This window comes from Rhizobium leguminosarum (assembly GCF_001679785.1).
Taxonomy (GTDB): Bacteria; Pseudomonadota; Alphaproteobacteria; order Rhizobiales; family Rhizobiaceae; genus Rhizobium; species Rhizobium leguminosarum_R.
Map to the genome: position 1 here is coordinate 451,952 of NZ_CP016289.1, position 11,005 is coordinate 462,956.

The window sequence follows — 11,005 nt, forward strand, 5'->3', positions numbered from 1 at the left end:
CAGCATTCGCGTGCAGCCGACCGACAGGATCTGGCGCTGGTATGCCTTTGCAACAGTGGCAACTCCTCCATTTAATAGAGAGAGCAGCGCGCATCTTGCCAGAACCCGGTCGAAACGCGCAAAGAGGGCGAATGGCGGACGACGATGGACGAGGCGCTCCATTACGACCGAGCTTCGCCGAGACATGAACCGCACTCCATCGTCCAGCGTAGACAATTCCAGAAAAGGCCCGTGACATGACAAACAGACTTTCCGGCAAGACCGTTCTCATCACCGCCGCCGGCCAGGGCATCGGCCGGGCGACGGCGGCAGCCTTTGCCGCGATCGGCGCCAAGGTCCACGCGACCGACATCAACACCGAGGCCTTGGCGACGCTTGCCGCCGAAACCGGCGTTTCCACCCATAAGCTGAACGTGCTCGAAGAGGATGCGGTCAAGGCCCTGGTCGCCGAGATCGGCGCCGTCGACGTGCTGTTCAACTGCGCCGGTTTCGTCCATGCCGGCTCAATCCTCGAGATGAAGGATTCCGATCTCGAATTCGCCTTCGACCTCAACGTCAAGGCGATGATCCGCACCATCCGCGCCGTGCTGCCCAGCATGATCGAGCGCAAGGACGGAGCGATCATCAACATGGCCTCCGTCGCCTCCAGCATCAAGGGCGTGCCGAACCGCTTCGCCTATGGCGTCACCAAGGCGGCGGTAATCGGGCTCACCAAGGCCGTCGCCGCCGATTATGTCGGTCAGGGCATCCGCTGCAACGCGATCTGCCCCGGCACGGTGGAAAGCCCGTCGCTGCAGGACCGTATGCGGGCGCAGGGCGACTACGACGCGGCGCGCGCCGCCTTCATCGCCCGCCAGCCGATGGGCCGGCTGGGCTCGCCGGAAGAAATCGCCGATCTCGCCGTCTATCTCGCCGGCGCGACCTACACGTCGGGCCAGGCGATCGCCATCGACGGCGGCTGGACGATCTGATTTCAGCAATGCGGCCGGCGCGGCAGTCTTGCCGGCCGGCCCGGCCACTGCAATCGGCTCTCTATAATCGGCCCATATAATCGGGAGAAAAACACCATGACCCGCATCACCGACCTTCGTGTCTTCGATCTCCGCTTTCCCACGTCGCAAAGCCTGGATGGATCCGATGCGATGAACCCCGATCCGGATTATTCGGCGGCCTACGTCATTCTCGATACGGATGCGCCTGATCTTGCCGGCCACGGCCTGACCTTTACCATCGGCCGCGGCAACGACATTTGCTGCATGGCGATCGAAGCGATGCGGCACCTCGTCGTCGGCGCCGACCTCACGGAAATTCTCGCCCATCCCGGCGCCTTCTGGCGGCACCTGACCAGCGATAGCCAGCTGCGCTGGATCGGCCCGGAGAAGGGCGCCATTCACCTGGCGACTGGCGCGATCGTCAATGCCGTCTGGGATATGCTCGCCAAACAGGCCGGCAAGCCCGTCTGGCGGCTCGTCGCCGAGATGTCGCCGGCAGAGATCGCCGATATCGTCGATTACCGCTATCTCACCGACGTGCTGACGCGCGAGGAGGCGATCGAGATCCTGAAGCGCGCCGAGGCGGGCAAGGCGGAACGCATCGCCATCCTCGAAAAAGAGGGCTACGCCTGCTACACGACCTCGGCTGGCTGGCTGGGCTACGGCGACGAAAAGCTGCGCCGCCTCTGCCAGGAGGCGATCGACGCCGGTTTCAACCATATCAAGATGAAGGTCGGCCGCGATCTCGAAGACGATATCCGCCGCCTCAGGATCGCCCGCGAGGTGATCGGCCCCGACCGCTACCTGATGATCGACGCCAACCAGGTCTGGGACGTCGGCCAGGCGATCGACTGGGTGAAGGCGCTTTCCTTCGCCAAGCCCTTCTTCATCGAGGAGCCGACCAGCCCCGACGATGTCGCCGGCCACCGCAAGATCCGCCAGGCGATCGGCCCGGTGAAGGTCGCGACCGGCGAGATGTGCCAGAACCGTGTCATGTTCAAGCAGTTCATCGCCGAGGGCGCGATCGACATCGTGCAGATCGATTCCTGCCGCATGGGCGGGCTGAACGAGGTTCTCTCCGTGCTGCTGATCGCCGCCAAGTTCGACCTGCCGGTCTGGCCGCATGCCGGCGGCGTCGGCCTTTGCGAATATGTCCAGCATCTGTCGATGATCGATTACATCGCAGTGTCGGGCACCAAGGACGGCCGCGTCATCGAATATGTCGATCATCTGCACGAACACTTCCTCGACCCCTGCCTGATCGAGAACGCCGCTTACATGCCGCCCACCCTGCCGGGCTTCTCCATCGAGATGAAACCGGCCTCGATCAGCAACTATACGTTTCGAGGCTAAGGAAACTTCGCCGGCCGCATGTTGAATTTCTGATCCCGACAGTCTTTCCTGCCGCCGATGGGCTTCCAATCTGACGGGCCTGCTCCAATTCACTTGGAGGCGGCGCAGCTTGCTTTTTAGAGCGCCGAGGAATAGTTTTGAAATGTGAATGCGGAGGGGGCCCAGCACCAGCAGGCCAGCAAATTTTATTGAACTTAGACAATAGAATGTTTGCGATCGAGCCATGCCCAAGTTTCACTGCGTCAAGAGACTGTGCGCTTATCTGCTGATCGTCGCAGCAATGCTGCTATCGATCGGCACGGTACATGCAGCCATCACCGAGGAGAGCGGGCGCCGCGTCGCCCTCGTCATCGGCAATTCGGTCTACAAGACGCTGCCCTCGCTTCCCAATCCTGCCAATGATGTCGAAGAGGTCGCGACCACGTTGCGCGCGGCCGGTTTCGACGTGACGATCGGCGTCAATGTCGACCGCATCGGGCTCGAAGATACGGTGCGCCGCTTCCTGCGCTCAACCAGCAATGCCGAGGCCGGCCTCATCTACTATTCGGGCCACGGTATCCAGGTGGGCGGCCAGAATTTCATCGTGCCGGTCGATGCGACGCTGGAGACGCCCTATGACGTCGAGACGCAGACCATGCCGCTCGACCTCATCCTGAACCATCTCAAGCAGAATTCGCGGGTACAGCTGATCTTCCTCGACGCCTGCCGCAACAATCCCTTCAATGCCCAGAAATTCTGGATGGCGGAAAAACTGGAGCCGGTCGGCGCCACACGCGGGCTTGCGCGCATCGACAGCGATCTCGGCAGCCTGATCGCGTTTTCCACGGAACCCGGCCAGGTGGCGCTCGATGGCACCGGGGCGCTCAGCCCCTATTCCGAATCCTTCATCAAGCGGGCGAGCGAACCCAACAAGGAGATCCGGCAGGTCCTGACCGATGTGCGCCGCGACGTGATCGCCATGACCAACGGCAAGCAGGTTCCCTGGGAAAATTCCTCCCTGATGGACAGCTTCTATTTCATTCCAGCGCCGCCGCCGCCAAGCGTCGAGCCGATGCAGCAGGTGAGCGTGCCGGAGGGTGCGGCCACGACCAAATTGCCGATCGCCCCGCCGCATGACGAGACCGGTTCGGCGCTGCTCGTCACCCTCAACCAGCTTCCCAAGACCGGCAAGCTCAGCTTCGACGGCAAGCCGGTAGAGCAGGGCGCGAAGATGCCTGCCGCGGCACTGACGGCGCTGACCTATGATTCATCAGGTGTTGCCGCCGGAACCGTCGGCCTGATCGGCTATACCGTGAGCGACCCTTACGGTCAGGCAACGCAAGGTGTGGTCGCGATCACCGTCTCGGCCGATGCCGGCGCCAAGCTCGCCCAGCTCGAACAGGAAAAGCAGGTGCGGCTCGCCGATGCCGACGCCTATCTGAAGACCCTGCCGCGCGACGTGGGCACGGCGATCGGCGTCGGCCCTGTTGAAGCCAGCCTGCCGGTCGTGCCGGCATCGGCCGCGGAGATGACCTTCAAGGTCGCGGCCCTGCCCGACAAGGGCACGCTGCGCGCCGGAGACCGGGTGATCGGACTCGGTCACGTGCTCGAAGCAGCCGATATTCCCGCTCTTTCCTATGAGCCGCAGATCGGCACCGAAAACCAGCCTTTCGCCCTGACGCTGCAGGCAGCCAATGACGACCTGCCACCGGCGACCGTCACTTTCAAGCCGACGCTCAACGCCTGCGATACATCAGCCGCGGCTCCGCTCGACCTGCAGGGCGTGACGGCAGGCAAGCTGCCGAACGAGATCGACCCGGCCGTCGCGCTGCCTGGCTGCGCCGATGCCGTGAAAGTCTATCCGAAGGTGCCCCGCTTCGTCTATCAACTCGGCCGCGCCCAGCTTGCCGATCGTGACGCCAAGACGGCGTTTGCGACGATCAAGAAGGCGATGGATGCCGGGCATGTCCGGGCAATTTCCGAACTCTCCGCGCTATATCTCGTCGGAGCGTCTGTGCCGGCAAATCTCGGCAAATCCAGCGAGATTGCCGCCATCGGCGCGAAGAACGGGGATCCCTACGCGCTCTATGCCTATGGGAAGAGCCTCTATTATGGCCGCGGTGTGAAAGCCGACACCCAGGAAGGCCTGAAGCTTATGCTCCAGGCAGCCGACCTCGGCCACACCTATGCGATGAACGAACTCGGCTACATCTTCTCAAATGGCGTCAACGTTCCCTCCGACATGGAACGCGGAATTCGCTTTTACGAGTCAGGTCTCAAAAGAGACGACATATATTCGATGAACAGTCTCGGAATGATATATCGCGCAGGCAAAGGCGTACCGCAGGACCTGGAGAAGGCCCTGGCGCTTTTCAAAAAGGCGGCGGAGGGCGGCCAGCCTTATGCCCCGCGCAATATCGGCCTTATGTACAGAGACGGCTTAGGGGTGCCCAAAGACGAGGCTGCAGCGCTCTCATGGCTGGAAATGGGCGCGGAACGCGGCGATTATTGGAGCGCGTTCGAGCGGGCCAAGATGGCGAAGGGCGACGGCTCAGATGCAGAAAGCCTTGTGACCGCCGCTCACTATTTCGCTCTTGCAAGCGCACTCAACAGGCCTGGCACCGGCGATCCTAAAAAGCAGTCCGACAAAGAACTCGCATCCTTGGCCGACTCTGCCAAGAAGAAGGCCGCAGAGGCGTTTTCGGCGGAATTGACTCCACAGGAACTGAAGGCTCTGCCGACGACGAAGTCACTCAACGAGAGGCTGACGCTTCTTGCGAGGGCGACGTGGGCGAAGCGAAATCCGCGATATGATCTTTTTTGAAACGGTGATCCGGGGGTGCCTAACATGACCAGCAAAGTCTTCATCCGTGTACTCCTCTGCTCGACCTTCATAGCCGGCTCCGGCACAGTACTGCAGGGCTGCATCTTCGACCCAGGAGGCAAGACGCTCTTCGCCAATCAAGAGCCGGCGCAGCCGGCGCGCAAGAAGACGCCGATCGTCAAAAGGGTCGTCACAAAGAGTGATGACCGGGAGCCGGCTTTTGCTCGGTCGGAAAGGGGTTCAGGTTCAGACAGCTCGTCCGGAATGGGCGGCGGTTCCAGCAGTGGCAGTTCCGGCAATGACTCCGGCGGCAGTGATCCTGGGGGCGGTGATACCGGGTGGAACTCAGACCGCCGGCTGAAGACGGATATTCATCGCCTCGGCACTTCCCCTGCCGGCATCCCGATCTATGCATTCCGTTACATCTGGGGCGGGCCGCTCCTTGTCGGCACCATGGCGCAGGATCTTTTGCTAATCAGGCCTGACGTGGTGTCTCAGGGGGCAACTGGGTATTACACCGTGGACTACGACAAGCTCGATATCAAAATGATATCCATACCGGATGAGCTGTCGCTCGCCTCAGCAGCGGCAGGCGCTGCCGTCGCCGCACTGTCGGTCGACGCTGGAAAGACGCAGCCTGTGATCAGACTTCCGGATTTCGTTTTGTAAGATGTTCGGTTGGCAATGTGATCGGGCGCCCCGTGCTGGGTGCGACGCTCGTTGCGCCTGACTTGAAACTGGCCTCCTGAAGCCGTCCGCCCGTTCAGCCGTCCAGCCCCTTGAAGCGCACCGGCTGGTAGCCGCGCATCAACAGGCTGCCGAGCGAATAGGTATTGCGGCAGACGCGGCCTTTGCAGGCATTCGGCGAGGCCTCCATCACCTCCACCTTCTTGTCGGCCGTGAAGCGCATGAACAACAGCACATGCGAGCCCGGCTTGTTCAACGCGTCGCCCGGCCGCATCGACCAGGGGTCGGAGAGGCGCTTGGTGATCCCGGGGATGGCGCGCGTCGAAACGTGCATCTTCAGGCCCCAGGCGTCGCTGACGAAACCGGAGCAGTCGACGCCGAGGATGTTGGATTGCGGCGCGCTCTTGGTGCAGACATTGCCAGCGGTCTGGCCCTTTTCCACGCCGCCGACGAAATTTTCGAGCGGCGTCTTGCAGCCCCAGCAATAGGGAACACCCTTGACCGTCTGGCCGCGCTTGCCGATCAGGTAGATCGGGCGGCGGAGCCGGTTCATGTTGATGCAGCCAGGTCCCGGATCCTTGCCGTAGGCAGTTGGCGTCACCAGCCAATTCAGCGTCTCGAAGCCGATCGCCCGCTCGATGACGTCGCTGCGCGATTTCGGCACGATCGCCACCTTCGGCGTCTTACCGAGCTTGCCGGCAGTCGGCTGCTTGGTGGGCCGAGCGACGGCAAGCTTGCGGCCGGGCTCCCGGCCGTCGAGCCGCAGCACCTGCGCCCGGCTTTCCTGCGATCTCAAATAGAGCACGTCGCCCCGCGGTCCGATCGCCACGAAGCGCCTCGAAAATACCGTGCCCGGTTCGATCGGAAGGTCGTAGACCCGATCCATCGCGCCGTTCGGCGTGAAGCGTACCACCAGCATGCCGGTGCGCTCGGGCCGGTCGGCGGGCACGAGCTCGACCAACGCATAGGGTCTGCCTGTCGTGTCGATGTCGAGAAGTTCGACGGTGCCGATCCGCCCTTCCGAGGCGAGCTGCAGCGAAAGGAAATTCTCCTCCGAGCTCGCGCGCCGCAGCAGGATTTCCGCCTTGTCGTTTGCGGCAGCCCGGACCTCGGCAACGATATCGCCCAGCCCGCGGCTCGGAACATATTGAATGACCGGCGGGCGGGCCTCGGGCCGGTTGGTGCTGCGGCCGATCTCGTCGATGATGCTGTTCAGCGGCCCCGGCGATACCGAGCCCATCGAGGCGAAGACCGAGCGGGTGTAGTCGTCGGCATCACCGCCGCCGTCGACGGCGCGCAGCGTCTGCGAGCGGCCGTCCGCATCGGTGGAGCGCTCGAGCGGCACGACGCCGTCGGACCAGAGGTAGAGTTCGTTGTGGACGACGGCGAGATCCTCCGGCGCGACATTTTCCGGCAGCGGCAGGATCTCGGGCTCGGCCTGCGAGCGTTCGGCGTCGACGGCGAGCACGCGGCCGTTATTTTGGTCGAGGATGTAGATGGTGCCGTCGTCGCCGACGGTGATCGCCGCCGGCCCGGATGCCTCCGCTTCCTCGTTGGAAGAGATGATGCCGACCGAACGCGCACCGTCGCCGCTGCGAAGCTCGATGATCGTCGTATCTTTGGCGAAAACCGGCGAGGCGACCGCAAGTGCCGCGGCAAACAAAATATGCGACCCAAAACTACGCATTGCCTCGACCCCCAAAAGACCGTCACGTCTTTCAAAAATGGTAGGCTAGATATGACTTCTCAGCAAGCCGTTGCTTTCCAAACGATTTGGAGATCTGCGCCGGCGATAGTACAAGATCATCGTCTCGAAGATTTATCGGCAGGAAATGCTTATGCTGGAATGGAACGGTGACGAACTGGCGCTCGACATAAGCTTGCTGGAACAGGTTCGCGCGGCGCGGATAAACTTCTCAGACCGGGTCTGCGCCGCCTCGGCCAGCAAGGACGACAAGCATCTGGCGCAGCTGCGCTCGGAGCCGACCTATCTGATGGCCGAGTTCCTCTATTCGATGAAGGTCTTCGGCATCAGCACAGCTGAGGATATCGAACGCTTCGCCAATCTGCACAATGATTACGTGGTTTCGCTCACCCGCGATCCGGCCAAGCTGCAGCGGCTGGGGCTTTCGCAGGATCGGGCGCTCGCCTCGATGTTCACCGCCGACACCAAGCCGCGGCTGATCCAGAACTGGGCCGAGAGAGCCGGCGCGATCGACCAGTCCAATCTCGCCCGTTTCCTTGTCGCGGTGATGTCGAGCGAGACCTGCCGCAAGACGCTGATCGATTTCGAGACGGCGGGCTTCATGCAGCGCAAGCGCTCGCCCTACGGCACCATGGTAGTCTGGTCGACCGGAATGATCGAGGAGATCTTCGGCGAAATGCTGCGCGACCTGCGCCTCGGCCTGCAGCAATTGAAGATTCTCTAATGCATGTCGCCCGGAAGTGTGCAGCGGTTCCGGGTTAACATAAAACAAAGACCGAAAGCGCCGCTGCCATCCGATTTCAACCCTCCCAATCGATTGGCACGGAGCGCCGTTGCCTTCCTTCCGGCCTCTCCCTATTCTCGCGAGGCTTGTCGCGCAGTGGCACCAATAAGACGGATTTGACGACGATGACGAAATCCTGGCTCCTAACCTTGTCAATCGGCCTGCTATTGGCGCTGCAGATACCTGGGCTCGCGCATTCCGGCCCGGCTGAGGACGCGCTTGCGGCGCGAAACCCCTCGCTGGCGGCGCTACGCCAACATGACGAGAAGGCCTTTGCTGCGGCGACCGCGATCATCGCCGAACACGAGCGCGCCAAGGGGCTGGCACCCGGCGAGGACAAGCTTCCCGATGCGACCTCGCCCGGCCGCGACATGGGCTCCGGCCCCGGCAAGGAATTCACGGTCGACAATCCGGATATTCTCTGGCTCTACAATTCCTCGCCCGAGGGAATGAGCGACCTGATCTCGATTTTGAAATCAGCCGGGCAGAAACCCAAGAACTAACCGCCTCCTCGCAGTCGAACGGGACTATAAAAGGCGCCGGATATTGCCGAGCGTGAGTCTTGCTCACGTCTTTGCCTTGCCGGATTCTTCCCGGCTCCAAATAATTTGTAACCCTCCCTCAAGCAAGACAGGCGAAGCCATCCCAATTTCGCCAGTCAGTGCTATTCTCATCTTCAACACAGTGTGAGATGTTCGAAGAGGAGGTTTTCCAATGCCGACCCGCAAAGCCATCCTAGCCGCAGCCACTTTTCTTTCGTTCTTTTCGGTGGTTCCCGCCGTCGAGGCGCAGAACGAACGCACATTGACCGAAGCGCCGGCGCAGACCGGGCCTGTCACCATCACCTTCGATCGCGCTGAAGCCAAATACGCCATCGGCGAAGTTGTCGGCCTCTTCATCCAGTCGACCGAGAACGCCTATGTCACGGTGCTGAACGTCTCGCCGAACGGCGCGGTCGTGAAGCTTTTCCCGAACAAATACCAGACCGACGCCCTTGTCGGCGCCGGCAAGCGCGTGCAGGTGCCGGATCCGGCAAGCGGCGCCAAGCTGCAGGTTTCCGGCCCGGTCGGCCAGGAGCAGATCAAGGTCTTCTATTCCTCCAAGCCGCTGACCATCTTCGCCGATCTCGGCGGCAGCGGCGGTGGCATGTTCCGCTCGATTGACGGCGGCATGGATGCCGTTTCCCGCAGCCTTGAAGAAGCCCGCAGCCTCGGCACCAAGATCAGCAGCAAGACGCTGATGCTGACGACGGTCGATAGTCCGGCCGACATCCCGCCCGTCGCAGCCGCTCCCGCAGCAAAACCCGCGCCGGTCGAGCAGGCTGCAAAGCCGCCCGTTGCGCCGAAACCTGCGGCCGCTCCGAAGCCGAAGCCGGCAACGAAACAGGAAGTCGCCAAGAAGCCGGAAACGGTGGTGGAAAAACCGAAGCCGGCTGCCCCGAAAAAGGTCGCGCCGAAGCCCGTCGAGCAGGCAACACAACAGCCGCCGAAGAAATACAAGATCGTCACCAATCTGGCGCCCGGCCAGGAGCTTGCAGCCGACGAACTGGAGCTGATCGGTCCGGCCGACACCACCTCATCCACCCGGCCGACCCAATATAAGCAGCCCACGCAGTATAAGCAGCCGGCCCAGTCTTCGCAGACGAAGATGCCGAAACTGCCGATGCCGCAGATCAAGATGCCGCAGTTCAAGCTTCCCGGCGGTTTCAGCATCAAGATGCCGCAGCTGAACCTCGGCCGTTCGGCCGAACCTGATGAAGTCGGCGAGGAGATCGAGGTAGCAAACGCCGATAGGCCTGTTTGCACCGCCCTTCTCGACAAGCTGAACACCGCCGTCGCCGCCAAGGATATCGGTGCTGCAGCGGCCGAGGCCGATGCGATCGCCGTCAGCGCCGATTGCGGCCAGTTCCAGGTGAATGCCCAGCGCCGCGTCGCGGCCCTCAGGCTTTCCGCCGCCCAGGAGATGATGGCCGCCAACCAGCCGGTCGCCGATTACGAGCCGCTGCTTGTCGCCGCCGACAGCCCGCAGGTGCTCTGGCAGGCCTCCGCCACGCTCGGCGAGATCTATTTCTCCGCACGCCGCTTCGCCGATGCCGCCGCCGATTACCAGCAGGCGATCGAGATCATCAAGAACGAGACCCGCACGCCGAAAGCACCGCCCGCCGAGACGATCTCCGATCTCATCCAGCGCGCCGCCCAGGCCCGCATCCTTGCCGCCAACCCGACGAGCGACAATCCCGAAGGCAGCTTCGTGCCGGCCGAGAAGGACCACCGCAGCGGCGTGCTCGGCGGCATCTATTCCGAGAACGTGCGCGGCATCGTGCCGGTCTCCATTCCGGTTCCGATCACCTTCGATTTCAACAAGTCGAGCTTCACCTCGATCGGCACCGAAGCCGCCCAGGAATTGCTGGAGGCATTGAAAGAGCAGAAGCCCGGCCGCATCATCCTCGTCGGTCATACCGACCGGCGCGGCGGTGACGACTACAATCAGAAGCTTTCCGAACGCCGCGCCCAGGCCGTCGCCGACTTCCTGAAGAGCAACGGCCTCGACGCGACAATCGACGCCGAAGGCCGCGGGGCATCCGAACCGGTGGACGTCACCGCAACCGCAAACCTCACCGAAGACGATGTCGATGCGCTGAACCGCCGCGTCGAATGGCGCCGCGAATAGGCCGGGCGAGG

The 11,005-nt window shown here is 62.5% G+C and carries 8 protein-coding genes; 7 read left to right on the forward strand and 1 reads right to left on the reverse strand.

Annotation, left to right across the window (positions count from 1 at the left end):
- The first annotated feature begins 236 nt into the window (after positions 1 to 236).
- The 4 genes from BA011_RS33675 (at position 237) to BA011_RS33690 (ending at position 5,817) form a co-directional block, all read left to right on the forward strand.
- Positions 237 to 971, forward strand: a complete 735-nt coding sequence (locus BA011_RS33675; RefSeq protein ID WP_065284031.1) for an SDR family oxidoreductase — start codon at positions 237 to 239, stop codon at positions 969 to 971.
- Positions 972 to 1,067: 96 nt separating this feature from the next.
- Positions 1,068 to 2,345: an L-fuconate dehydratase gene (locus tag BA011_RS33680; protein WP_065284032.1), complete on the forward strand. Its 1,278-nt coding sequence runs from the start codon at positions 1,068 to 1,070 to the stop codon at positions 2,343 to 2,345.
- Positions 2,346 to 2,568: 223 nt separating this feature from the next.
- Positions 2,569 to 5,148 carry a caspase family protein gene (locus BA011_RS33685; RefSeq protein WP_065284033.1) on the forward strand — a complete coding sequence of 860 codons (2,580 nt, stop codon included), beginning with the start codon at positions 2,569 to 2,571 and terminating at the stop codon, positions 5,146 to 5,148.
- Positions 5,149 to 5,172: 24 nt separating this feature from the next.
- Positions 5,173 to 5,817 carry a tail fiber domain-containing protein gene (locus BA011_RS33690; RefSeq protein WP_065284034.1) on the forward strand — a complete coding sequence of 215 codons (645 nt, stop codon included), beginning with the start codon at positions 5,173 to 5,175 and terminating at the stop codon, positions 5,815 to 5,817.
- Positions 5,818 to 5,911: 94 nt separating this feature from the next.
- Here BA011_RS33690 and BA011_RS33695 read toward each other — a convergent pair whose 3' ends face one another.
- On the reverse strand, positions 5,912 to 7,522 hold the full coding sequence (locus BA011_RS33695; protein WP_065284035.1) for a hypothetical protein: 1,611 nt from the start codon (positions 7,520 to 7,522) through the stop codon (positions 5,912 to 5,914).
- Positions 7,523 to 7,673: 151 nt separating this feature from the next.
- On the opposite strand from BA011_RS33695, the gene BA011_RS33700 reads away from it, so the two are divergent.
- From BA011_RS33700 to BA011_RS33710, 3 genes are all read left to right on the forward strand, one after another.
- On the forward strand, positions 7,674 to 8,264 hold the full coding sequence (locus BA011_RS33700) for a hypothetical protein (RefSeq protein ID WP_065284036.1): 591 nt from the start codon (positions 7,674 to 7,676) through the stop codon (positions 8,262 to 8,264).
- Between the two features lie 185 nt (positions 8,265 to 8,449).
- Entirely contained in the window at positions 8,450 to 8,827 is a 378-nt protein-coding gene (locus tag BA011_RS33705) for a hypothetical protein (protein ID WP_065284177.1), read from the forward strand.
- A 211-nt stretch (positions 8,828 to 9,038) separates the two neighbouring features.
- Entirely contained in the window at positions 9,039 to 10,994 is a 1,956-nt protein-coding gene (locus BA011_RS33710; RefSeq protein WP_065284037.1) for a DUF4384 domain-containing protein, read from the forward strand.
- The last annotated feature ends 11 nt before the right edge of the window (positions 10,995 to 11,005 follow it).

What these genes read in the sequence shown, in the direction of transcription:
- BA011_RS33675 (WP_065284031.1), top strand. Translation starts at nt 237, where the DNA reads ATGACAAACAGACTTTCCGGCAAGACCGTTCTCATCACCGCCGCCGGC.
- BA011_RS33685 (WP_065284033.1), top strand. Translation starts at nt 2,569, where the DNA reads ATGCCCAAGTTTCACTGCGTCAAGAGACTGTGCGCTTATCTGCTGATC.
- BA011_RS33680 (WP_065284032.1), top strand. Translation starts at nt 1,068, where the DNA reads ATGACCCGCATCACCGACCTTCGTGTCTTCGATCTCCGCTTTCCCACG.
- BA011_RS33710 (WP_065284037.1), top strand. Translation starts at nt 9,039, where the DNA reads ATGCCGACCCGCAAAGCCATCCTAGCCGCAGCCACTTTTCTTTCGTTC.
- BA011_RS33705 (WP_065284177.1), top strand. Translation starts at nt 8,450, where the DNA reads ATGACGAAATCCTGGCTCCTAACCTTGTCAATCGGCCTGCTATTGGCG.
- BA011_RS33695 (WP_065284035.1), bottom strand. Translation starts at nt 7,522, where the DNA reads ATGCGTAGTTTTGGGTCGCATATTTTGTTTGCCGCGGCACTTGCGGTC.
- BA011_RS33690 (WP_065284034.1), top strand. Translation starts at nt 5,173, where the DNA reads ATGACCAGCAAAGTCTTCATCCGTGTACTCCTCTGCTCGACCTTCATA.
- BA011_RS33700 (WP_065284036.1), top strand. Translation starts at nt 7,674, where the DNA reads ATGCTGGAATGGAACGGTGACGAACTGGCGCTCGACATAAGCTTGCTG.